The following is a 22,609-nucleotide window of genomic DNA, read 5'->3' as shown; positions in this document are numbered from 1 at the left end:
TTTATGTATCATCATAATGCCCGCCAATTTGCACGATTTCACAGGAAGTATCATTTATGCGATAAACAATGCGGTGTTTAGAATCAATCCTGCGCGAATAATATCCGCTCAAATCGCCCTTTAGCATTTCGGGTTTCCCAAGCCCATTGCCTTGCGGATTTCTGGCAATATCTTTTAATAATGTATTGACTTTGCTTAGCATTTTCTTATCACTTCGTTGAATCTCCATATATTCAAGCAATGCCTGTGGCTCAAATGTTGTCTTAATCATTAAAATACTCTTTTTTTAGCACTTTATTGATAATATCTTGCGCTTCTTGTGGAGTTGCCCTCTCCATTGTATCGCAAAATTGCTCTAATTGTTGGTAGGTCATTGTTATACCATTGCCCTCTTCTAAGCTCTTTATGCTTTTTTTAATCTCTGCGATATTTTTTGGGCTATATAGCGGGTCTTGCTCTTTTGCTTTTGGTTTTTGGAGTTTTAGAGGTATTCTTTGCTCGCGCACTACGGCTTTTAGAAACATTCTAATCGCCGTAGTGGTATCAAGCCCAAATTCACTAAACAACTCCTCCGCACGCTCTTTTAGCTCTCTATCAACTTTTACTTGCACCAACGCATTCATTTTTTGCTCCTTATAAATTAAAATTTATTGTGATTATATACCAAAATAATAAAATTCCATACTTTTTTATAGCACATAGCATTTTAATGTATCTGTGCTATAAAATTTTTCAGAATCTAGAATGCGTTTGAGTGCATTTGCGCTTCTTTTTATGCTTTTCCTCACTAAAGTTTGCTCATATCCACCACATAGCGAAATTTTGCCTTGCCATTAGTGAGGTTTTCATAAGCGGTGTTGATTTCGTTTGGCGCGATGATTTCCGTCTCGGGATAGATTTCGTGCTTGATTGAAAAATCTAGCATTTCTTGAGTTTCTTTTATCCCGCCAATCATCGAGCCATACACCTTTTTGTTGGCATTAAAGATGAGGCGAGTCATATCGTTTTTGATTGACTCATCGGTTGGTGGAAGCCCTACGATTGCCATTTCCCCGCCACTTTTGAGGAGATTTACATATTCAAATGGGTCATAGCGCGTAGGAATCGTAGAGACGATAAAGTCAAATCGCTCCTTTACCTCGCTTAGTTTATCGGTGGTGTAGAGGGCTTTTGCGCCGATTTTGAGCGCGTCTGCTTCTTTGTTTTTGTTTCGCGCAAACACACTCACTTCCGCGCCCATTTGCAATGCGTATTTGAGTGCCATTACCCCTAGCCCACCAAATCCTGCTACACCGACTTTATCGCCCTTTTCCACACCGCTAAATTTAAGTGGCGAATAAGTGGTAATTCCCGCGCAAAGCAGTGGCGCGACTTTCTCTAATGGAGCGTTTTGTGGGACTTTTATGGCAAATTTTTCGCTTAGCACGATATTGTTGCTATATCCGCCATAAGTTGGCTCATTATTATGGAAGCAATCAAGGCAGTCATAAGTAAGCACCATTTTGCCATTTTCGCAAAACTGCTCCCTGCTTGCCTTGCACGAATCGCACTCGCCACAGCTATTTACCATACAGCCTACCCCAGCGTAATCGCCGACTTTGAATTTACGCACCTCGCTACCCACTGCGACTACGCGCCCTGCGATTTCGTGCCCTGGCACCATAGGGTAGATGCCCTCGTGCCACTCGCTTCGTGCGCTGTGTATGTCGCTGTGGCAGATTCCTGCATAGAGGATTTCTATGAGTATGTCGCCCGCCCCTAGCGCGTGGCGTGAGAATTCAAATGGCTTAAATGTATCGCTTTTGTGCGCTACGGCAAAGCCTTTTGCGCTGATTCGCTTGCCCTCTTTGGCTTCGGTTAGGTTTGATTGAAATAACATTGTGTCTCCTTTTGGTTGGTTTTTAGATTTTTTAGATTCTATGCGTGGCTTTATTGTGCGTGGTTTTTTGTTATTTGACGCATTCCATAATTCATAAAATCTAAAAACGCAATTATAAAACCTGATAGCAACTATCAGTCAAGGGATTTTGTGAAATTTTTTGATAAATTTTTCAAAATTTTAAGCCAAAATCTATCAACATAACGCGAAAAAACTTATCAAATAAAGCCTAAATTAAATATTTTTGAGGTAAAATAGCCGTTTTTTATTTCCAAAATTTAAGGATACGCGATGAGTGAAAATTACGCGATATTTAAAAATGGTGGTAAGCAGTATAAAGTCGCGCAAGGCGATGTTTTGCTACTTGACAAACTAGGCAAAGAGCCAAAAGAAAAGCTAGAATTTGACGAAGTGCTAGCCTTGCATAATGGCAAGGAGCTAAGCATTGGCACGCCTTTCCTCAAAGGCGCGAAAGTGCAAGCAGAAGTCATAAACGAGGGCAGAGGCAAGAAAGTCATCGCGTTTAAGAAACACAGACGCAAAGACAGCAAGACAAAGCGCGGATTTAGGCGAGATTTTACACGCGTGCGAATCCTAAGCATTGCGGGGTAGATTCTTGGGATTGGATTTTGTCGCATAGAAAAGTTTAGAAATTTATGCGGGACAAAATCTCTAGAATCTAGAGAGCACAAAGGCAAACAAAGCAAAAATCTTAAGGATTTTGCAAAGCCTTATAGGAGCTTTTAAGAAGCTAAAAGACAATCAGGGCAAATACACTAAAAGGAGCAAAAATGGCACACAAAAAAGGACAGGGTAGCACCCAAAATAACCGAGACTCAGCAGGACGCCGACTAGGAATCAAAAAATTTGGCTCACAATTTGTGCGAGCGGGCAATATCATCGTTCGTCAGCGCGGGACAAAAATCCACGCAGGCGATAATGTAGGCATTGGCAAAGACCACACGATTTTCGCACTCATCGATGGCGTGGTGAAATTTACCCAAAAATCAAAACTCCGCAAAAAAGTCTCTGTCATCGCACAAGGCGAGCTTGTAGCACAAACTAGCCCAAAGCAAGCAAAGAGCGCAAAGACTGCCACAGCGCAAAAAAGCGCGACAAAGACAAGCACAAAAGCGACAAAAGCGCAAAAGGCTTAAGCAGAGTATAAAGAATCTCTAAAGAAGCAACCAAAAGCTAGGCAAGGGTAAGGAGCGATGAAAAGGCTAAAACACTTCAGCGTAAAAAGTGCCTTGCGTGTGCTTAGTTTTAGCGCGTTACTTGGTGTGTTTGGCTTTGGCGTGGCTTTGGCTGATGAGTATCAAAAAGCCTTAGAGAAGTTTTTGGAAACCTCACAAACTAATGCCGCGCTTAATCAACTTCTAAATGACAAACAAGCCCTTGACGCGCTGTATAAAGAATATGGCAACAAACTAAGCAGCAAACAAAAACAGCAAATCGCCAAAGCCTACCAAGAATACATAAACGGCGCATACAACGATATGATGGCGATAATGCCAAGTGTGTATAAAAAATATCTCTCTCTTAGCGACTTACAAGAACTTACGAAATTTTACCAAACGCCACTAGGCAAAAAACTCGCCAAAATGCAATTCTCAATGGTAAATGAGGATTTAACGCCCATAATGATACAAATCCTCCAAAAGCACCTCCCCGTATTCCAAGAAAAATTCCAAGCGATTTTGCAACAATAGATTTACTCATCTACAATGCAAAGCCACAAAGCCTTACACAAATGTTTGTTGATAGCGTAGATATTTTTATCACTTCGGGCAGTGGCGGTGCTGGGTGCGTGAGCTTTCGGCGCGAAAAGTTTGTCATTCAGGGCGGACCTGATGGCGGAGATGGCGGCAGGGGTGGCGATGTCATCTTTGAAGTGGATAACAACGCACACACGCTCGCAAACTTTCGTGGCAAAAAGCACCATAAAGCAGGCAATGGCGAGGCTGGCAAGCCAAAGCGGTGCGCGGGCAAAAGTGGCGCAAACTGCATTATCAAAGTCCCGCTTGGCACGCAGATTTTAGACATTGAGAGCGGGGAGGTTTTGCACGATTTTGGAACGGATTGCAAGGATTCTAAGGCAGCAGATACGCGCTTTGTCGCGCTAAAGGGGGGCAAAGGCGGGCTAGGCAATGCACATTTTAAAACCGCGACAAACCAAGCCCCAACTTACGCGCAAAAAGGCATAGCAGGACAATCACTCCACATAAAGCTAGCGCTAAAACTCATCGCAGATGTGGGGCTTGTGGGCTATCCAAATGTGGGGAAATCTACGCTTATTTCTACGCTCTCAAACGCCAAGCCCGAAGTGGCGAATTATGAATTTACCACGCTTACACCGCATTTGGGCGTGGTAGAAAGCGCGCAAAATGGGGCAAATGGGCTTAAAGGCTTTGGAGAGTCTTTTGTAATGGCGGATATTCCGGGGATTATTGAAGGGGCGAGCGAGGGCAAAGGACTTGGCTTGCAGTTTTTGCGACACATTGAGCGCACGAAGTTTTTGCTTTTTGTGCTTGATTGCACGCGCTTGGAGTTTGGGCACTTGGAGCTTGCACACTTAGAATTTGAGGGAGGGCTAAGCCTTAAAGAGCAGTTTTGCACCCTAAGGAATGAGCTACAATCCTACTCAAGCACGCTAGCTAAGAGAGAGTTTGGAATCGCGCTTAGCAAGATTGACGCCTTGCAAGATGAGTCCCAAATCGCGCCACAAATCGCGCAATTAAGCGACTTTGCCAACTCTTTACAATCTCCCCCAGCCTTTATCCTACCCATCTCTGCAATCAAACGCAAAAATCTAAACGAGCTAAAACTCTACTTATTTCAATCGCTACAAAAACTCTAAAATACTAAAACCAATCTGCAAACAATTTTAATAAATCTCACAAAATAAATCCAAACAAAAACTTAATCTAAATTCTAGCGATTAGATTTTTGCAAATCTTTTAGTCGTAGTTCCTCTTGCTTAGCGGCTATGTATTCTATGTGAGCGATTTTGCACTCTAGCTTTGCTTGAGTGATTTGATGAGGATTTTTGCTAGAATCCAAAATAGCTAGATTTTGCTTTGCTACCTCATATCGCTTTTTTGTCTTGGCTATGTATTCCTCCACTTCTTTTAGCACTGCCTCATCATCACAGGATTTTAGGAGAGTGTCAAGCTGGGATTTTGCTTCTTTTAGCTTATTTTCATCAAATTTTTTGCTATTTTTGTAGGCTTGATAAGAGCGCACCCCCTCCCTTGCTTTGTCGATTTTGTAATCGCACACCGCTCCCGCATAAGCCACAGAGTAGCACACGGCGAAAACAAAAATAGATTTTATATATTTTGTCATCGTGCTATTCCATTTTAGATTTTTTGCTTTTTGTGCTTTGTGGAGAATTTTGCCTACTCTTTTTATTCTTTCATATCGTAGGCTTTTTCGCCGTGTAAGCGCAAGTCTAGCCCCTCTTGCTCTACTTCCTCCTTGACGCGCAAATCCGTAACTAAGCCAATGCCCTTAAAAATCACAAAACTTGCAATGCCAGAGAGTGCCACACACACCACAATAGCAAAAATCTGCTCAAAAAATAGCTCATAAGAGCCACTGATAAGCAGTCCCTCGCCTAGTGCGCCCTGCTCTACTACGGCGGGATTTACTGTGCCAGAGGCAAAAAGCCCAACAGCTACGCCACCCCAGATTCCGCCGATTCCGTGCAATGAAAACGCATCAAGGCTATCGTCCCATTTGAGGTTGTATTTGATATAAAACAACCCAAAGTAGCACACCAGCGCACTTATCATACCGATAAGCACACTCGCCCAAATGCTTACAAATCCCGCGCCCGGTGTGATTCCAACAAGTCCAGCCACAAGCCCGCTTAAACCCCCTAGCACGGTGGGTTTTTTGTGCTTTACCCACTCTAGGAGCACCCAGATTAAAAATCCGCTTGCCGCTGAAATAATCGTTACGATAAAGGCATTTACCGCAATTTCATTAACTGCGCCAGCACTCCCAGCGTTGAACCCTAGCCAGCCGATGAAAAGCAAAATCGCGCCCAAAAACGCATAAGGCACAGAGTGCGCCCCGCTCGTAGAAGCGGGGGTTTTGCGCGCACCTACAAGCAGCGCACCAACTAGCCCAGCCACACCAGAGCTGATATGCACCACACCACCGCCTGCGAAGTCTAAGCTGCCTCTAGATTCTAGAAATCCGCCACCCCACACCATATGCGCGAGTGTGTCATACACTATCGTGCTCCAAAAAAGCAAAAACACCACAAGCACGCCGAGCTTCACGCGCCCTACAAGCGAGCCCGTGATAATCGCTGAAGCAATGAGCGCAAACATCATTTGAAAGAGCATAAACAAAATGTTTGGCACGCCATCATCGTTATAGCCAGCGATTCCAGCGAGCGCGAAATTGGCAAAATCCCCGATAATGCCCGCATTATCACCGCTAAAACTCAAACTAAAGCCCACGATAATCCACTGCAAAGTAATCACGCCAAAGACGATGAAACCATTCATAATGGTGTTGAGCGTATTTTTTGTGCCAACCATACCAGAATAAAACATCGCCAGCGCAGGCGTCATCAGCAGGACTAAAAGTGAGCACAGCATTATGAAACTTGTATTTACAAAATCCATTGTCATTCCTTTGTTTCCTCATTCGCCGTTTTTGGCAAAAGTAAAGAATCCTAACAATGCTTTGATAAGAAGTCGTGTAAGAGTCCGCATATCCACATAAGTTCTTAAGTGGGTGGCTTTGCTTAAGGCTTTTGGCAGAAGTTACAAATGCTGATATTAGGGCATTTGACACGCCTCATACAAAGCAATCGTAATGGAGTTCTAAGAGTTGGTAGCCCTTTGGCTACGGAAAAATTTTATCAAAAAAATATGTAAATATCTAAATTAGATTTTGCAAAAAAAGATAAAAAAATCAAAAAAATAAAAACACAAGCAGATTAAGGTAAAAAAAGATTTTACAAAGATAAAAATTGCAAAAAAAAAAATTGGCGGATAAAAGATGAATAAAAATTGCAAGAAGTTTTATATTTTGTTTTGATTTTTGTGGCGTGAAGTTTTGTGTGAGTTTGTGGAAGTTATGGAAAATTTTTGTGTAAAGAGTTTTGTAAAAAATTGCAAAAAAAAAAAAAATGCGAAAAAAAAAATTAGAGAAAATGCGGGAGGAAACTTATAAGATTCTATCAAGCAAAATCTTAAAATAAGTGATAAATATAGTGGCTTATCAGTGGTCGGAGTAGCGGGATTCAAACCCACGACCTCACCCACCCCAAGGGTGCGCGCTAATCAGGCTGCGCCATACTCCGTGCAAAAGATGCAAAAAACATTTGCAAAATGACTAAAATCCCACAAAATCTAAAAATCCTTGCTTGGTATCTAAATACTTGGAATCCAAAATAGTCAAATGCAAAAACGCGTATTATACAATAGTATTTGCGTATTTTTGATTTTTTGGAGTAAAATTTGATTTTGTTTAAAAAAGCGTAAAAAAATAAAATGCTCTAAGGAGACAAAATGGCGTGGTGTAATTTTTGCAAAAAGCTAAAAGTGCGTAGCACGGATTTTATTTTTATGATAATAATGTGTGTCATATTATACTTTGTGTATAAATGGCAATTTGCCTCCATACAAGAGGAGCAAGCCCAAAAAAAAGCACAAAAAGAAGCCACCCAACAAAAGCAAAAAGAGCAAGAGCAGTATCTAGAGCAAATACGACAAATGCTAGACTCTATGTGTCAAAATGGCGATAAGCAAGCCTGCGAACAACTCCAAAAACACCAAGAAGCAAAATCTGAAGAGATGCAATCAAAAAAGTAAAATCCAAAGCAAAATCAATGGGGAATAAAATCCTTAAAGTTTTTGTGTATAATGTGAGGGCGTGTAAAATCTCTAAAAAAAGATTTTGCATAAAAAGGGCAAAATCTAAAAACCCCAAAAACACTTCAAAATCTCCAAAAAGGCAAAAAATGGCGATGAAAAATCTGCAAACAAAACTAGCAAAACAATCCTATAAAACCTTGCAAAAAATTTCATACACAAACCAAGCAAAACTAATGCTTACCATAGTATTTGTAAGTGTTTTTGGACTTAGCGGGTGCTTTGGATATAAAGCACTGCCAAGTGTAAAAAACAATCCTGAAAATCCCACTCCGCAGAAGTGTCCAAAAGTCCAGCAAATAGTAATCGGGCTTTTAGATGACACTCCTTGCGAGGACTGCGCTCAAAAAGACGGCATAAAAGAGCTAGAAAAGCCACCGCTCACAAAAGATTCTAAAAAATCCAAAACCCCCGCGCAAGAATCAAACACAGATGAATCTAGCCAAAGTGAGCCAAACCCCACTAACAATGCGCTAGGAATCACCCAAGATGAAGCCGAGCAAGCACTTCTAGCAGGGCTAAATGACTTATGCCAAGAGCTAGAGGAAATGTATGTAGTAAGCCTGCGATATGGAAGTGATTTGGTGGAGAGCACTTCTAAGGGGACATTTGTCGCTACAAGCATAAAGCAAGCTAGCGTAAAGCTAGAGCTAGAATTTATCCCTGATTTTTTTAATGGCGAACGAAAGCGGTTTAGCGCGAGGGCAAATGCACAAATGGAAATCAAAAGCAAAAAAGTGCTAGAAATCGGCAAACGCATAAGTATAGAACCAAAGGACAAAGCATATCTAGTGCGCAAAGCTATGGACTCTGCGATAAAAGAAATATCTAAAGGCATAAAAAGGGCAAGTGCTTCTAGCCAAAATCCTAGCTCAAGTCCTACCAAAGCAACCACTAAGCGAGCTAACAAGAAAAAAAGCAAGTAAATTCTGTAAAATAAGATTTTGGCAAGATTTTAACGAAATTTTTGCAAGTAAATATAAAATAAATAAAAGGCTTAGATTCTATGAAAAACATTTTTTTTGCTATTTTTTTGGCTTCTTTTTGTGCTGTGGATTTTGCCCCTGCCAAGCAAACCACAAAGCAAACACAACTACGCAAAAAACCACAACCAAACGCCACTGCAACACCACAAAATATGCAGGCGTTTATCGTTCATTGTGAGCGGTGCATTATCCACATTTCTTTTGATGAAGTCGAAATCGCACGGCTAAAGCGAGAATTTGGCGAAATAGGATTTTATGAAGTGGTTGATGATATAAACTACCACAATGCTAAGCTATGGGACTATGCTCGCGCAAATGGCATAGAAATTGAGCATATCGAGCCTAGTGAATATGGCTTTGTCGCATTTGCAGATATGACGCTAAATACTAGCGAAAACAAGCGCACGCATTGGATGTATCTAAAAGATAGATTCCCTCAAAAAATAGAATACCTATCCAATCCTAGAGAGGAAATAAACGAATACTTTAGCCTCTCTATGCAAAAGTCATCGCAAAAGTGATTTTTGCATAAATATTACATAAAATCCATTTTTTGTAATGTTTTCTATTTTTGTAAAAATGATTCTTTAAAAAAAAGCAAAAGAAAATAATACGATTTTTACCAACAAATCCTAAAATCTAAAAAACACGCAATTTATAAAACACCTAAAACACAATTTGTAAGTTGCTTATTTCTTTGTGATGTCTAGCTATATCAGTAAATCTATGTCGAAAGGTTTTAAACTTTTTGGCAAGATTGGCACACAGCTCTTGAAATCTCTCGCGTGAGAGTGCGCTAGCAGCATCTATGCAGACTTCCAAAAACATCTCTTCTTTTGTGCTATGAAGCGCGTCTTTGAACTCATCAAAATACATTTTGACTTCTTCTTCCTCTTTTTTCTTTTTTTGTAGCTCTTCTTGGATTTGGATAAGTAGCTCTCCCAAATCGTGCATAGAAAGCCCCAAAAGATAGCCTTTTTCAAAGCCGTTTGAAATATTCAAAATCTGCTTAATAAGCTCAATTTTTTCTTGACTATTATCATAATACACACGATAAGTTTCTTCTAATTCTTTAGGCATATAGTCTCGCACGATATGCAGCTTCATACACGCGATTTCATAGATTTGGCTTAGGTATTTTTTGTCATTTGAACGAGTATATATGTCTTTTAGCTCTATTAGATTGTCTTTTTTGTCGTAGTAAAATTTCAGTAGCGTTTGTGCTTCCTCTGCAGGAAGTGTGCTTAGATTTCGCTCTAGGGCTTCTAGCCATAGCTCTTGGAGCTGACTTCGCTTGATTCTCATCATTTTTTCTAGCTTAGCGATTTTGGTGTGCTTTGTTTTCATAAAAATCACTTCTGCAACTTCTCGCACACTATAATTCTCTATGTATTCATCAAGCATTTCATAGATTTTGACATTATCTTGCTCGATAATTTGAGCAAGCTCTAAGGGGATTTGGAGATGTTGCAAATCCTTTCTTTGCACTTCTTTGGGGGTTTGGGGAATAATGTCGATTTGCTTTTTTGCTTGGTAGAGAAACTCTTTGGTTTTTTCCTCATAGTCGCGCAGAATTTGCTTGTCATTCATTGAAGCGATTTGCTCTTTTGTGTAGCCTTTGGATTTGAGATAAGAAGTCATTAGATTTAAGTCGTGGCTTGATAGCATTTTTTTCCTTATAGATTTTGCTTTTTTAAGCGCGTAAAGGATTTATTTGTGCAAAAGGCTAGCACATTGCATTTGAGATAAAAATAACCAAAATTTTATCAAATAAATGCTATATTTCTACGATATTTTTAGCTTTTGCAGATTTTTGCAAGACTTTTGCAGACTTGAAGTAGCAGCAAAATCTCGTGCAATCTAATGTGGCTATCAAGGAGAGAAAATGGCACAAAACACACAAAAACAAATAGCGGAGTTAGATTTTAGGCGGTTTCGCAGACTAAGAAGTAGCGAGATATTGCGTGATTTGGTGCGTGAGACGCATTTGAGGGTGGGAGATTTTATCTATCCGCTTTTTGTGGTGGAGGGAGAGGGGATAAAAAATGAAATAGCTTCTATGCAGGGGGTGTATCAAATGAGCTTAGACATACTGCTAAAAGAATGCAAAGAGCTAGATTTGCTAGGGCTTCATAAAGTGCTACTTTTTGGGATTGTAGAGCAAAAAGATGAAGTAGGTAGCCAAGCCCTAAACCCGCAAAATATCGTGTGTGAAAGTGTGAGGGCTATCAAAAAGGCATATCCACATTTTTTGGTAAGTGTGGATTTGTGCTTTTGTGAATACACTAGCCACGGGCATTGCGGAATCCTAGAATCAAATCAAAGCCAAAATCCAAGTCAAAACCCAAGTGTAGATAATGACAAAACTTTAGAGATTTTAGCCAAGCAAGCTATCAATCTAGCAAGTGCAGGAGCGGACATCATCGCTCCAAGTGCTTCAATGGACGGAATGGTGCGCTCTATTCGAGCAGGACTAGATGGTGCTGGCTTTGCAAATACACCTATTATGAGCTATTCTACGAAATTTGCAAGCGCGTATTATGGACCATTTCGTGATGTAGCTCAGTCTGCTCCTAGCTTTGGAGATAGGAAATCCTACCAGCAAGACATAGCCAACCGCAAAGAAGCAATCAATGAAAGTCTAACCGATGAAGCGGAGGGAGCGGATATTTTGATGATAAAGCCAGCATTGGCGTTTTTAGACATTGTGCGAGATGTGAGAGAGCGGACACTACTGCCACTAGCTGTGTATAATGTCAGTGGCGAATATGCTTTAATGCAAGCAGGCAAAAACGCAGGCGTAATCGACTATGATAAAATCGTGCTAGAAACGCTTGTAGGATTTAAGCGAGCGGGAGCAGACATTATCATCTCCTATCACGCAAAAGAAGTTGCACAAATGCTAGCAAAATCCAAAATCTAGGATAAAACTAAAAAATGACAAAAAATAAAAAATCAAACGCAAAATCTAGCAACGCAAAAACTAGCAAAAAAACTGAAAAAAAATCTAGCAAAAAATTTGGCGCAAAATCTAGTGTAGAAAAAAAATCACAAAAAGAACAAAAAGCGATTCGACTAAATGCCTACATAGCGCGACATTGCCCTTACTCTAGGCGACAAGCAGATGAAATCATCGCTAGTGGACGCGTAAAAATAGGGCGCAAGATTGCCACACTAGGAGAAGTGCTAGTAGGTGGGGAGAGAGTATTTGTCGATGGGAATTTGGTGCGCGAAAGAAGCGAAGCACACTTTAGCGCAATAGTCTATCACAAGCCAAAAGGCGAGCTAGTAAGCAGGGTGGATTCTCGTGGTAGGCGAGTGGTTTATGATGGACTAGGAAAGAAGTTTAGGCATTTTACACCTGTTGGCAGGCTAGATTTTGCAAGTGAGGGAGTGCTAATCCTAAGCGACTCAAAAACCGTGATAAACGCACTAAGTGGCAGTGATTTGGAGCGAGAATATATCCTAAAAATCGATTCTAAAATCTCGCCAAAAATGCTAGAAGCTATGCAAGATGGACTAAGCCTAAAAAACGCAAAAGCAGGTGGACATCGACTTAGCAAGATTATCTCTATGGATTTTGCACCATTTTCTAGCGTGCAGATTATCAAAAATACGCACGCTTTTTCGCGACTAAAAGTAGTGATAAATGAGGGGCAAAATAGAGAACTTAGGCGATTTTTTGCGCATTTTGATGCTAAGGTGCTAGACTTGCGGCGCGTTCGGTTTGGATTTGTCCATCTAAATGCTTTGCCCGTTGGTAAGTCTCGCTTTTTTAGCAAAGATGAATACAAAAACTTGAAAGAGTTTATGAAGTCAAAAAAATATCTATAAAATTTTATTGCTTTTTTTTTTGCAAAAAAAATGCGTATTTTTGAATCTATGGTAGTAAAGCGGACTATGAAAGCGACTGCAAAATTTATAAACTCAAAAAAGCAAGATTTACCCTGTCATCACACAAACGACAAGGTAAAATCTAAAAGGGCAACAAAAAGTAAAACCCTCTTTAAGAATTGCTAAATCACCGCAGCATTTAGCGATATGCAGGCTGGAATCTTAGAGATTTCTTCCATTACAGATTTGGGAGCTTCTTCATCGATAAGAATTACAGCGAGCGCTTCACCTTTTGCATTTCTAGCCATACGAAAATCCCCGATATTGATTCCGTGATTACCTAGTATTTGCCCTACACTTCCCACTACACCTGGCACATCGGTGTTTTTGAAAAATATCATTCGCCCCTTTGGCTCAAAGAGAATCTCAAATCCATCTATCTCGCTAAGACGGACGACTTTGTCCTCAAACACCGTTCCACTCACACTTAGGCTACCTTTGCTAGTGCTAGCAGTGAGGGTTATTAGATTTTTATAAGAAGTAGATGATTCTTTGGTGGATTTTATCACTTCTATACCGCGCTCTTTGGCGATAAATGGCGCATTTACATAATTGATTTTGTTATCAAGAGATGGCTTTAGCGCACCCACTATCGCATAAGTCTCTAGCGCGTCAATATGGCTACTAATCTCGCCTTGTGTAGTGATTTTTAGCGAGGTTATCGCTCCTTTGTCGATTTGGGCTATCAAAAATCCCATTTTTTGCATAAGCTCGGCATAGCACGCGGCAAAATCAGGGACATTTGCACCTTTTGTGGGGAGGTTTAGCGCGTTTGGATATGCAGCTCCTCGCGCAGCCTGCATAGCAGCTTGTGCTGCTTGGATAGCGATTTGCTCTTGGGATTCTAGTGTGTTTGCACCGATATGTGGCGTTACATAGACATTTGGCAAATCTAGTAGCTTGCAAGTAGTGCCGGGCTCTTTGTCAAAGACATCGATTCCAGCCCAGCGGATTTTGCCACTCTTACACCCAGCATATAAATCATCTTCGTTGTATAGCCCGCCTCTAGCGCAGTTTATCAGCACTACTCCGTCTTTCATTTTGGCGATTTCTTTTGCCGTTATCATATTTTTTGTTTCGGCATTTTTGGGAGTGTGGATAGTGATAATGTCACAAGAGAGAATCTCATTAAAATCTTTTGTGTATTTGATTCCCAAATCTGTGGCTTTTGATGGCAAGATATAAGGGTCATAAGTAATGACTTCCGCTTCAAATGCTTTGGTGCGGATTCCCACGCGTGAGCCGATATTCCCAAAACCTATGATTCCCACTTTTTTGCCCTTTAGCTCTGTGCCATACCAATCCTCACGCTTCCATTTGCGCTCATCTTTTAGCTGATGATTTGCGCTTGGAAAATTGCGAATCGCACTTAGGATATGAGTCATCGTTAGCTCAACTGCTGCGATTGTATTTGCGGTAGGGACATTCATCACTACGATACCTTTATAAGAGCAGGCTTCTATATCGACATTATCCACGCCCACGCCCGCTCGCACGATAGCTTTTAGGTTTGGCACACTGCTCAAAAACGCATCGCCCACGCCCGTAGAACTCCTAGTGATAGCCACATCTGCTTCGCTTAGATGTTTTAGTAGCTCATCTTTTGGCAAGCTAGCTAGATTTAGCATTTCTATGTCGCTTTCATTTGATAGTAGCTGCAAACCTTTTTCGTGGATATGGTCGCATACAGCGATTTTGTATTTGCTCATTTTAGATTCTCCTTTTGTGGTTTTGTGGTGGATTTGGTAGAACTATTGATAAGTGAATGGAATCTCATAATATCGCAACTCTTGTATGAGATTTGTCGCTTTTTTGTGTTCTTTTGGCAGATAGACGATTATGTCGGTGGAGTTATGGTTTTTGCTATATGCAAAGTGGATATTTTGCGCCTTAAAAACTTCATTTAGGCAAGCTAGATAGTAGGGGTTTATCGCGGTGATTAGGAGTTTTTGAGGCACGGGGGGTATGTCTGGATTTATAAAATCTACAAACACTTCAAATTCTTGTGCTGGGTAGGTGTAGGATTTTCTAAAGTTTTTGGCATTATCAAACCAATGCTCAGAAGTATCTTCGGGGGATTTTGCGATAGGTGCTTCGTTGAAAAACTTAAGCACAATGCCATTTTTTGATAGATTTTCTTTGTAGTGGGATAGCCACGCTAGAGAGCCGCCCACGATAGTCCCTATGAGCGCAATCCCACCTAAGACATATCTACCTTTCATCACTCTCCCCTTTTTGCTATGTTGTCATAAAAGCTAGCAAATCTCATAGCTTTTATGCACTTGCGCCCCTATCACAAAATTTGGGGCTTTTATTTTCCTTGTATTTTGTTTTTTAGCTTATCGCCTAGTGTCATTTTGTCATCATTGGCACTATTGGCATTGAAAGCCTTTAGTTCATCTTTTTGTTTTTGTCTATCTAGCTTTTTGACAGACACTCGGATTCTATTTTTGTCGATAGACAAAAGCACTCCCTCAATCTCATCGCCCACTTTTAGCTCTTCTTTTTTGACAGGATACAAATCCTCGTTTTTGATAAGCGCGTCCATACCATCTACTTGGATAAACACGCCAAAATCCTTAATATCAATCACTTTGCCTTTTAAAACCTCATCAATTTTGTGCTTTTTGGCAAAGTTTTGTGCTGGGGATTCTTCTAGGGCTTTTTTGCTAAGCGTTACGCGCTCATTTGCAGTGTCTATTTTGATTATGCAGACTTCGACTTCATCGCCCACTTTTAAGTGCTCCTTGCATTTTGAGCCCTTTTCCCAAGATAAGTCTTCATTATGCAAAAGTCCATCAACCTCGCCAAGACTGACAAACGCACCAAAATCCGTAATGGTGGCAACTTTGCCCTTGATAATGTCATTTACTTTGTGTGATTTGGCAAAATTAGCAAATGGCTTTGGTAGTAGATTTTTGAGAGAAACGCGAAGCCTGCGTGATTTAGTATCTATCTCTATGATTTCGACATCAATTTCTTGCCCTACTTTTAGTTGCTCTTCAGGGTGCTTGATGCTCTTGTCCCAAGAGATTTCAGAGATATGCAAAAAGCCCTCTACATCATTGCCAATGTCTACAAACGCACCATAGGGCTCAATATTTGTAACCACAACCTTGATAGCATAGCCTTTTTGCAATTCTTTTTGCACTTCTTGCCACGGGTCTTGGCTAACAGCTTTTATAGAAAAAGATAAACGCTTCTTTTCCTCGTCAAATTGGACGACTTTCACAGAAACTTTATCGCCCTCTTTGTAGAGTTTTGAGGGGTTTACAGGTCCTCTATGGCTTATCTCACTATAATGCACTAGCCCCTTTACCCCCTCAACTTCGACAAACATACCAAAGCTAGTGATAGAGCGGATAACCCCCTCATAGACTTTGTCGTGGTCTTTTAGTTTTTGCAAGCCCTCTGTCTGCCTCGCATCATCGATTTCAAAAAACCTCTTGCGAGATACAAGTATGCTATTTTCATTTGGTCGCACATCGGTTATGCACACCCTCACTCTTTGCCCCACCGCTTTAGCAGGGTCTCTAAACGCAGAAGCGTATTTTGGCATAAAATAGTCTATACCATCGGATTCTACGATGAAACCACCCTTGTTTTTGCGCGTGATTTTGCCATCTACAACACTATCTTTGAAATTCTCTCCTAGCTGTTTTATCTTGGCTTGGATTTTGCCAATCTTAACTGCTTTTTTGTGTGAGATATTGGGTCGCTCCCCTCTGCTAGAGGATACAAACACTTCTATTTCATCGCCTTTTTTTAGGCTGATAGTCCCCGAAGTGTCAGCCACTTCGCCTAAACCTAAAAAGCCCTCTACTTTCTCTCCCACATCGACAAGCACCCCATCTTCGCGCACGGCGATAACCTTGCCGATTTTTATTTGTCCTTTTTCCTCTTTCCTTTCACTCTCTTCAAGCAGTCTTGCAAATTCTCCGTTATCTTCGACATCATCTAGGATTTTTAACATCTTAACCTCTTAATCTTAAAAAATGTTTGGCATTATAACCTAGCTTGGCTTGAAAAAGCCTTAATTTATGCCAAAAGTTTGCTTATACTGTTGCAAAATTGATTCCAAAATGTGCAAAATGCCCTAAAAGTGCGCCAAAAATAACAATTTTATGTGTGATTTTCTAAATATTTTTAGTATTTTTGTGGAATTTTATAAAGTTTTGTAGAATTTTTGTCAAGCAAAATCACAAAAAGCGCAAAGAAAAGCGCAAGCCTAAAATCTAAAAAATCTAAGAATCGCAAAAATAGCTTTTAGATTCTTAGATTTTATCTTTTTACACCAAGTTTTTTCGTCTGTGCGAGCAGACAGCTTGCATCATAGTATGATAGCGTGGTAGGGTAGCTATACACTTCGCCACGCGAAATATCTATCCGCGCAATCGTCTGATAAATCAAATCTTTGTAAATCCCCTCAAACACGCACGGGCTATCATCTATACTTCCGTCAATGTAAAAAATCCTCTTCTTTGTTGGCAAATCATACCAATCCATAATAAAATGATACCCCGAGCTTACCTCCAAGCTAGTTGTATAATCCGTGATAATGGGGTAAGTCTCCTCCCTGCAATAATACATTCCGTCATAATTCACACACGATGATTGGTCTATCATTTTTGAGGGCACATAAGACACACTTGAAGTGGGTATGGTTTTGGTAAGTTTTGTAAGGCTTATAAATACGATATTTCTAGCCTTTTTGCGCGGAAGCTGTCCTTGTGCATATAGTGCAGTAAAGCCCTGCTTAGATAGCTCCTCCATTACAAAAGGCACATACGAAGCGGCAAGCAAATCTCCCTTTTGATAAGCGATAATCGTGGGTGCGTGTGGATTGAAAAGATAGTTATGCTCTTTTGATGAGAGGTATTGCATTTGCACAAAATTCCCCGAACAGCCACTAAAACCAAGCATAAGTAGCCCAGCACAGCCAGCAGCACGAGCTAGAGTAGAGATTGTGCCAAGTCGTAGTCCAAATCGTAGCTTTTGTGGCTTAAAAAAAATCCGCCTAAAGAGATTTAGGAAAAATGTAGCGATATGTTGCAGGTTGTAATCACGCACGAGATTCTCCGCTATTTTGTGTTTGTATTGTGTTTTTTTTGGGTTTTGCCAAGACTTTTGTCCAAGATCTTCTCACAAAAATTCAAAAAGCAAAATACATTCCTAAATAAATGACATTTTCTTTAAGAAAAATACTTGTGCTATAATTTTGCAAAAACATAAAGGCAATATAAAAAGTCCCAAAGCATTCCAAAAGGCAAGGCGTGATAAGTCAAGCAAGCATACAAAATCTAAAAAACTACATAGACATTGTCGAAATCATCGGCAGCTATATTGAGCTAGTGCCTGATGGCAGTGGGTTTAAGGCATTATGCCCCTTTCATAGCGAAAAAACTCCTAGCTTCAAGGTGTCGCCACAAAAGGGCATATACTTTTGCTATGGAGCGTGTGCAAAAGGCGGAGATGCGATAAACTTTGTAATGGAATATGAACACTTAGGCTACAAAGAAGCGATTGAAAAAATCGCTGATATGTGTGGATTTACCCTAGAATACGACAACAAAAAAGAAATCAAAAAAACCGACACGCTAGAGAAAATCGCGCAATTTTATGCCCAAAATCTATCCAAATCGCCCTTACACCTAGACTACCTAAAACAACGCGGTATAGATGAAAATCTAATCAAAACTTTTTGCTTGGGCTACTGTCCTACAAGTGCGCAAAATCTAGGTTTTGCAAACGCAAATGGATTGGATTTTAGGGAATTGCTAGAATATGGTGTGCTAGGCAAGAGGCAAGATTCTAGCAGTTCAAGCCACGCAAGAACGCAAGGTGTCTCAAATACTCAAAATAGCACAGGGCTAAGAGCAAATGAGCGAATGTATGCGAGATTTAGCGATAGAGTGATTTTCCCTATACACTCGCCAAATGGTAAAATCGTAGGATTTGGCGGGCGCACGCTAAATGACACCGCAGTCAAAGAGGGAAAAATAGGTAAATATATCAATTCCCCCCAAAGCACGATTTTCAATAAATCAAAGCTACTATATGGCTACCATATCGCAAAAAGCGCGATTTTTAAGCGCAAGCAAATCATCATCACAGAGGGCTATCTAGATACGATAATGTTACACAAAGCAGGTATCACAAACGCCGTAGCCACGCTTGGCACAGCACTCACAAAAGAGCATATACCACTGCTTGATAAAGGTTCGCCCCAAATCATACTAGGCTTTGATGGAGACAAAGCAGGGATAAATGCTGCCTTTAAGGCTTCTAAACTACTTGCCCCACTTAGCAAAAAGGGCGGAGTAGTGATTTTCCCAAATGGTGCAGACCCTGCTGATATGGTAGCACAAGGCAGGATAAACGAGCTAGAGCAGATTTTTGCCTCGCCCGCGCCTTTTATAGAGTTTTGCTTTAGGCATATCATAGAAGCGCACGACATAGAAAAAAACCCACTTCAAAAAGAGGACGCCCTCAAAGAATCTAGCGAGTTTTTGCACTCACTTAGCCCACTAATGCAAGAGGAATATGTAGGATTTTTAGCAAATCTTTTGCATATCCCACAGCGACTTATCACTACCAAGTATGACAAAGGTGCGCTAATCAATCTCCAAAACACAAAATCCAAAATCTACAAAAACACCGCCGTGCTAGAATCTAGCGGGGATAGACTAGAGCGACTTATACTGCGCTATATGCTAGAAAATGAGAGTTTGCTAAATCGTGCACTAGATTTTATTGATGTGCGGATTTTTGTGGATTATAAAGAGGCTTTTGAGGCATTGTGTGCGGATAACAAAAATCACCCACTGCTTCTAGGAATCGCGCTAGACCCTTTGCCTTTGCGAAATGATGATGAGGGGAAAGGATTTGAAGAAGAGCTAAAATATTTTATTAGGCGATATTTGGAGCGAGAGCTAAAGCTAGCCACAGATATATCACTTATCACGCGACTAAGGAGCAAAATCGCCAAGCTAAATAAAGGCGAGCTACAAACGATATGAAAATCTAATAAAGCAAAATCCCGCAAAACTAGAATCTATCAATGTTTAGGGCAAAAATAAAAGGAGGATTTTAGGCAATGAGAGCATTGGCACTATTTAGCGGTGGCTGTGATAGCCTCATCTCTATGAAGCTACTTACTATGCAGGGCATAGAAGTCATCGCACTTCATTTCAACATAGGCTTTGGTGGCAACAAAGACAAACTAGAATACTTACGCAACGCAAGTGCGCAAGTAGGGGCTAGACTAGAAGTAGTGGATATAAGAAAGCAGTTTTTTGATGAAGTGCTTTTCACTCCCAAATACGGCTATGGCAAATACTTCAATCCCTGCATAGACTGCCACGCAAATATGTTTGCCAATGCGTTTTATCTGCTAGAATCTTTTGGGGCGAGCTTTGTAGTGAGCGGAGAGGTGCTAGGACAGCGACCAAAATCACAGCGCAAACAAGCACTAGACCAAGTGCGAAGCCTCGTGCGAGAAGTAGGCAAAAAAGATAGCGAGAACACAGATGATAGAGAGGGAAAATCTAGTGGGCGATTTGATAAGATTTTGGATACAAAAGGCGATGGGGTAAATAAACCAAAATCACTAGATGAGCTACTTTTGCGCCCTATGAGTGCAAAGCTACTACCTCCTAGCTTTCCTGAAAGGGCAGGCTGGGTAGATAGAGAGAAGCTACTAGATATAAGCGGGCGGGGACGCACTAGACAGCTAGAAATGGTAAAAAAATGGGGGTGGAAGCATTATGAAAATCCGGGCGGGGGCTGTTTGCTAACTGATATAAGCGTAGCAAAAAAGCTAAAAGACTTAAGTGCGCATAGAAAAATGCTACTCCAAGATAGCACCATAGTCAAAGTCGGGCGGTATATGGTTTTGCCAAATGGTGCTCGTGCTATCATCGGGCGCAATGAGAGTGAGAACACCAAGCTAGATGAGCCAAATCCCTCTATGGAAAAAATAATCCTGCTAGAATCCATAGGACCTTTAGGATTGGTAGAAAAAGACGCAAGCAAAGATGACAAAATCCTAGCAGCTCGCATAACTCTAGGCTATGCCAAAAATGATAAAAACGCGCAAAATAAAGAAAATAACGATGAAATATCGCCACCACCACAAAATCAAACCCAAATCGCACAAAAAGTCAAAATAGGCGAAGAGGTTTATGAAATCCTGCCATATCCAAAAGAAAAAGCTAGAGAATTTTTGCTACTAAAATAAAATGCTTCATTCTAGTTTGGATTTAGGATTTTGTGCCTACCGCAAAATCCTAAAGCATAAAAATCTTAAATAAAATCCCAAAAATCCACACTTCTATAAAAAAAATGTCTTAGAAACGCAAAAGCACGATTTTACACATAGCTTGGAGCGTCATTGGCAAAATACACCAAATCCCCCTCGCCTACCATTCCTTTTAGCACATTTTCTAGCTGTGTCTTTTCTCGTAGTTGGACTTTGCGCGTGTGGTGGAGATATGAAGCAATAAGTCTAGAATTTTGCTCGCCTGTTATTATTGCTAAGTCAAATGTAGAATCTATCGCCTTTGCTAGCGTGATATTTGACTCCTCATCACTTTCTATAAGCCCGGGCGTAACGATGACTTTGCGCCCTTTGTATTGTGAGCAAAGATAGATTCCCTCCAAGATTCCATTTAGATTTCCATTAAACCCATCATCAATGATTGTTTTGCCATTTGAGATAGATAGATTTAGCCTATGCTCAATAGGCGTTAGGGTTTTTACAAGTTTTTTTAGAGAATCAATATTGATAGAAAACTCCCTAGCTAGCAAAATCGCCGCAGCGATATTATCGACATTAAACCTCCCCAAAATATTGGTTTTGAAGTTTACCCACTCCCCATCGATTTCTAGCTCAAACTTTGTATTCTCCAAAGTAGCCTCGATATTTCGCACCTTTGGTGGATATGTCTGCACGATACGCTTTAGCCTCGCATCTAGCTTTGGTAGCTCGTTTTTTTGGTAGATAAACACTTTGCGCAATCGCTCGGATTCTAGCAATTCATACTTGGTTTTTGCCACTTGTTCTATGGTTTTAAAATACTCAATATGTGCTTTGCCGATTTCGCCTATGATTCCGTATTGTGGATTTAGAAAGGTGGCGATTTGAGAAATGTCGCCCTTTTGTCTAGCACCTGCTTCAGCGATATAGACATCTGTGCCAAAGGCTAGATTTTGGTTTATATCCATAACGATACCCTTAAAGGTATTCACACTTCGAGGCGTGCAGTAGGTGTTGTATTGGGATTGCAAAATCTGAAAAAGAAAGTTTTTGATACTTGTCTTGCCAAAGCTCGCTGTTATCATTACGATTTTAATCCCGCTCATCATTGAGAGTTTCTCTTTTGCTAGAGCGACAAAGTTGCGCATAAGCACTGCTTCATACACCTCACAAATCACAAATGAAAACACAAGCGGCATAAGCCACAAGAAATATAGCTCGTCATTGTAGATATAAAAAAGAACTTCATTTAGCCCTGCAAAAGCCGCAGTAATGATAAACGAACGCCACACCCTGCGAGTAAAAACCACACGCTTATCAAGCCTACTAGCCCAATAAATAAGCATAGGCAAATACACCACATACAAATAAATATAAAAAATCAGCTTCTGCCCAAAATGAAAACACACGATAAATGCAGCGATAGGCAAAACAAAATACTTCAAATGCCAACTAAATCTATGATGCTTAGTAAGCACTCGCCAAGGGTTGTAGTTGTACCACTGAAGCAAAGAAATAGAATAATAAAAAATAGCAAGGATAAACAACACTCTAGAGATAAAATCCAAAATATCAAACAACATTTATACTCCTAATTTTTGTGTGATTTCATTGTGTAATTTTGCCAATTTTTTGTTTAGTTTGTGTATAGGTTTTATCTTTGTGGCGTAAAATCAATCATTTTTTATGTCCTTTT

Annotated in this window: 21 protein-coding genes, 1 tRNA gene and 1 pseudogene; 11 read left to right on the top strand and 12 right to left on the bottom strand. The window is 40.5% G+C overall.

Annotated elements, in window-relative coordinates:
• Position 1: 1 nt before the first annotated feature.
• The 3 genes from CQA40_RS00610 to CQA40_RS00600 form a co-directional block, all read right to left on the bottom strand.
• Complete coding sequence (locus tag CQA40_RS00610) at positions 2–271, bottom strand: Txe/YoeB family addiction module toxin (protein WP_115519065.1); 270 nt, start codon at positions 269–271, stop codon at positions 2–4.
• Positions 264–623, bottom strand: coding sequence for a type II toxin-antitoxin system RelB/DinJ family antitoxin (locus CQA40_RS00605; RefSeq protein WP_115519064.1), 360 nt, complete (start codon positions 621–623; stop codon positions 264–266). The genes CQA40_RS00610 and CQA40_RS00605 overlap by 8 nt, the downstream gene beginning before the upstream one ends.
• Before the next feature lie 164 nt (positions 624–787).
• Positions 788–1,879, bottom strand: coding sequence for an NAD(P)-dependent alcohol dehydrogenase (locus CQA40_RS00600; RefSeq protein WP_115519063.1), 1,092 nt, complete (start codon positions 1,877–1,879; stop codon positions 788–790).
• 291 nt (positions 1,880–2,170) lie between these two features.
• Between CQA40_RS00600 and rplU the strand changes: the two genes are divergently transcribed.
• The 4 genes and pseudogenes from rplU (at position 2,171) to obgE (ending at position 4,739) form a co-directional block, all read left to right on the top strand.
• Positions 2,171–2,491: a 50S ribosomal protein L21 gene (gene rplU, locus CQA40_RS00595; protein WP_115519062.1), complete on the top strand. Its 321-nt coding sequence runs from the start codon at positions 2,171–2,173 to the stop codon at positions 2,489–2,491.
• A gap of 179 nt (positions 2,492–2,670) precedes the next feature.
• A pseudogene (gene rpmA, locus CQA40_RS00590) lies at positions 2,671–2,916 on the top strand (50S ribosomal protein L27); the annotation flags it as partial.
• Positions 2,917–3,093: 177 nt separating this feature from the next.
• The gene (locus tag CQA40_RS00585; protein ID WP_115519060.1) at positions 3,094–3,591 is read left to right on the top strand and encodes a DUF2059 domain-containing protein; all 498 of its coding nucleotides are present in this window, start codon (positions 3,094–3,096) and stop codon (positions 3,589–3,591) included.
• Between the two features lie 41 nt (positions 3,592–3,632).
• Entirely contained in the window at positions 3,633–4,739 is a 1,107-nt protein-coding gene (gene obgE / locus CQA40_RS00580) for a GTPase ObgE (protein WP_115519059.1), read from the top strand.
• Between the two features lie 74 nt (positions 4,740–4,813).
• On the opposite strand, the gene CQA40_RS00575 is transcribed toward obgE, so the two are convergent.
• The 3 genes from CQA40_RS00575 to CQA40_RS00565 all read right to left on the bottom strand — a co-directional run bounded on the left by CQA40_RS00575 (position 4,814) and on the right by CQA40_RS00565 (position 7,205).
• Entirely contained in the window at positions 4,814–5,227 is a 414-nt protein-coding gene (locus tag CQA40_RS00575) for a hypothetical protein (protein WP_115519058.1), read from the bottom strand.
• A 62-nt stretch (positions 5,228–5,289) separates the two neighbouring features.
• Positions 5,290–6,522: an ammonium transporter gene (locus CQA40_RS00570; protein ID WP_115519057.1), complete on the bottom strand. Its 1,233-nt coding sequence runs from the start codon at positions 6,520–6,522 to the stop codon at positions 5,290–5,292.
• A 605-nt stretch (positions 6,523–7,127) separates the two neighbouring features.
• Positions 7,128–7,205 (bottom strand) — tRNA-Pro (locus tag CQA40_RS00565).
• Between the two features lie 208 nt (positions 7,206–7,413).
• Here CQA40_RS00565 and CQA40_RS00560 point away from each other — a divergent pair.
• From CQA40_RS00560 to CQA40_RS00550, 3 genes are all read left to right on the top strand, one after another.
• Entirely contained in the window at positions 7,414–7,716 is a 303-nt protein-coding gene (locus CQA40_RS00560; RefSeq protein ID WP_115519056.1) for a hypothetical protein, read from the top strand.
• A gap of 17 nt (positions 7,717–7,733) precedes the next feature.
• Complete coding sequence (locus CQA40_RS00555) at positions 7,734–8,702, top strand: hypothetical protein (protein ID WP_115519055.1); 969 nt, start codon at positions 7,734–7,736, stop codon at positions 8,700–8,702.
• A gap of 80 nt (positions 8,703–8,782) precedes the next feature.
• Positions 8,783–9,283 (top strand): hypothetical protein, encoded by a 501-nt coding sequence (locus tag CQA40_RS00550; protein WP_115519054.1) that lies wholly within the window; start codon positions 8,783–8,785, stop codon positions 9,281–9,283.
• Between the two features lie 145 nt (positions 9,284–9,428).
• On the opposite strand, the gene CQA40_RS00545 is transcribed toward CQA40_RS00550, so the two are convergent.
• Positions 9,429–10,430 carry a hypothetical protein gene (locus tag CQA40_RS00545; RefSeq protein ID WP_115519053.1) on the bottom strand — a complete coding sequence of 334 codons (1,002 nt, stop codon included), beginning with the start codon at positions 10,428–10,430 and terminating at the stop codon, positions 9,429–9,431.
• A gap of 217 nt (positions 10,431–10,647) precedes the next feature.
• On the opposite strand from CQA40_RS00545, the gene hemB reads away from it, so the two are divergent.
• Positions 10,648–11,685 carry a porphobilinogen synthase gene (hemB, locus tag CQA40_RS00540; protein ID WP_115519052.1) on the top strand — a complete coding sequence of 346 codons (1,038 nt, stop codon included), beginning with the start codon at positions 10,648–10,650 and terminating at the stop codon, positions 11,683–11,685.
• A 14-nt stretch (positions 11,686–11,699) separates the two neighbouring features.
• Complete coding sequence (locus CQA40_RS00535; protein WP_309544442.1) at positions 11,700–12,596, top strand: pseudouridine synthase; 897 nt, start codon at positions 11,700–11,702, stop codon at positions 12,594–12,596.
• Positions 12,597–12,778: 182 nt separating this feature from the next.
• On the opposite strand, the gene serA is transcribed toward CQA40_RS00535, so the two are convergent.
• The 4 genes from serA to CQA40_RS00515 all read right to left on the bottom strand — a co-directional run bounded on the left by serA (position 12,779) and on the right by CQA40_RS00515 (position 17,726).
• Positions 12,779–14,365 (bottom strand): phosphoglycerate dehydrogenase, encoded by a 1,587-nt coding sequence (gene serA, locus CQA40_RS00530; protein ID WP_115519051.1) that lies wholly within the window; start codon positions 14,363–14,365, stop codon positions 12,779–12,781.
• Positions 14,366–14,407: 42 nt separating this feature from the next.
• Entirely contained in the window at positions 14,408–14,878 is a 471-nt protein-coding gene (locus CQA40_RS00525) for a hypothetical protein (protein WP_115519050.1), read from the bottom strand.
• Positions 14,879–14,967: 89 nt separating this feature from the next.
• Positions 14,968–16,629, bottom strand: coding sequence for a 30S ribosomal protein S1 (locus CQA40_RS00520; protein ID WP_115519049.1), 1,662 nt, complete (start codon positions 16,627–16,629; stop codon positions 14,968–14,970).
• A 308-nt stretch (positions 16,630–16,937) separates the two neighbouring features.
• Entirely contained in the window at positions 16,938–17,726 is a 789-nt protein-coding gene (locus CQA40_RS00515) for a hypothetical protein (RefSeq protein ID WP_115519048.1), read from the bottom strand.
• Between the two features lie 203 nt (positions 17,727–17,929).
• On the opposite strand from CQA40_RS00515, the gene dnaG reads away from it, so the two are divergent.
• Positions 17,930–19,675, top strand: coding sequence for a DNA primase (gene dnaG, locus CQA40_RS00510; protein ID WP_115519047.1), 1,746 nt, complete (start codon positions 17,930–17,932; stop codon positions 19,673–19,675).
• A gap of 77 nt (positions 19,676–19,752) precedes the next feature.
• Complete coding sequence (locus tag CQA40_RS00505) at positions 19,753–20,895, top strand: argininosuccinate synthase domain-containing protein (protein ID WP_115519046.1); 1,143 nt, start codon at positions 19,753–19,755, stop codon at positions 20,893–20,895.
• Positions 20,896–21,026: 131 nt separating this feature from the next.
• On the opposite strand, the gene CQA40_RS00500 is transcribed toward CQA40_RS00505, so the two are convergent.
• A complete protein-coding gene (locus CQA40_RS00500) occupies positions 21,027–22,496 on the bottom strand; it encodes a UDP-N-acetylmuramoyl-tripeptide--D-alanyl-D-alanine ligase (protein WP_115519045.1) in 1,470 nt (489 codons plus the stop codon).
• Positions 22,497–22,609 lie beyond the last annotated feature (113 nt).

Source organism: Helicobacter sp. MIT 01-3238 (assembly GCF_003364135.1).
Lineage (GTDB): Bacteria > Campylobacterota > Campylobacteria > Campylobacterales > Helicobacteraceae > Helicobacter_B.
Note: the sequence above shows the minus strand (reverse complement) of the source record. Positions and strands in the feature narration are given on the sequence as shown.

Coding starts and splice junctions, on each gene's coding strand:
- CQA40_RS00610 (WP_115519065.1), bottom strand. CDS start 271: ATGATTAAGACAACATTTGAGCCACAGGCATTGCTTGAATATATGGAG.
- CQA40_RS00605 (WP_115519064.1), bottom strand. CDS start 623: ATGAATGCGTTGGTGCAAGTAAAAGTTGATAGAGAGCTAAAAGAGCGT.
- CQA40_RS00600 (WP_115519063.1), bottom strand. CDS start 1,879: ATGTTATTTCAATCAAACCTAACCGAAGCCAAAGAGGGCAAGCGAATC.
- rplU (WP_115519062.1), top strand. CDS start 2,171: ATGAGTGAAAATTACGCGATATTTAAAAATGGTGGTAAGCAGTATAAA.
- CQA40_RS00585 (WP_115519060.1), top strand. CDS start 3,094: ATGAAAAGGCTAAAACACTTCAGCGTAAAAAGTGCCTTGCGTGTGCTT.
- obgE (WP_115519059.1), top strand. CDS start 3,633: ATGTTTGTTGATAGCGTAGATATTTTTATCACTTCGGGCAGTGGCGGT.
- CQA40_RS00575 (WP_115519058.1), bottom strand. CDS start 5,227: ATGACAAAATATATAAAATCTATTTTTGTTTTCGCCGTGTGCTACTCT.
- CQA40_RS00570 (WP_115519057.1), bottom strand. CDS start 6,522: ATGGATTTTGTAAATACAAGTTTCATAATGCTGTGCTCACTTTTAGTC.
- CQA40_RS00560 (WP_115519056.1), top strand. CDS start 7,414: ATGGCGTGGTGTAATTTTTGCAAAAAGCTAAAAGTGCGTAGCACGGAT.
- CQA40_RS00555 (WP_115519055.1), top strand. CDS start 7,734: ATGGGGAATAAAATCCTTAAAGTTTTTGTGTATAATGTGAGGGCGTGT.
- CQA40_RS00550 (WP_115519054.1), top strand. CDS start 8,783: ATGAAAAACATTTTTTTTGCTATTTTTTTGGCTTCTTTTTGTGCTGTG.
- CQA40_RS00545 (WP_115519053.1), bottom strand. CDS start 10,430: ATGCTATCAAGCCACGACTTAAATCTAATGACTTCTTATCTCAAATCC.
- hemB (WP_115519052.1), top strand. CDS start 10,648: ATGGCACAAAACACACAAAAACAAATAGCGGAGTTAGATTTTAGGCGG.
- CQA40_RS00535 (WP_309544442.1), top strand. CDS start 11,700: ATGACAAAAAATAAAAAATCAAACGCAAAATCTAGCAACGCAAAAACT.
- serA (WP_115519051.1), bottom strand. CDS start 14,365: ATGAGCAAATACAAAATCGCTGTATGCGACCATATCCACGAAAAAGGT.
- CQA40_RS00525 (WP_115519050.1), bottom strand. CDS start 14,878: ATGAAAGGTAGATATGTCTTAGGTGGGATTGCGCTCATAGGGACTATC.
- CQA40_RS00520 (WP_115519049.1), bottom strand. CDS start 16,629: ATGTTAAAAATCCTAGATGATGTCGAAGATAACGGAGAATTTGCAAGA.
- CQA40_RS00505 (WP_115519046.1), top strand. CDS start 19,753: ATGAGAGCATTGGCACTATTTAGCGGTGGCTGTGATAGCCTCATCTCT.
- CQA40_RS00500 (WP_115519045.1), bottom strand. CDS start 22,496: ATGTTGTTTGATATTTTGGATTTTATCTCTAGAGTGTTGTTTATCCTT.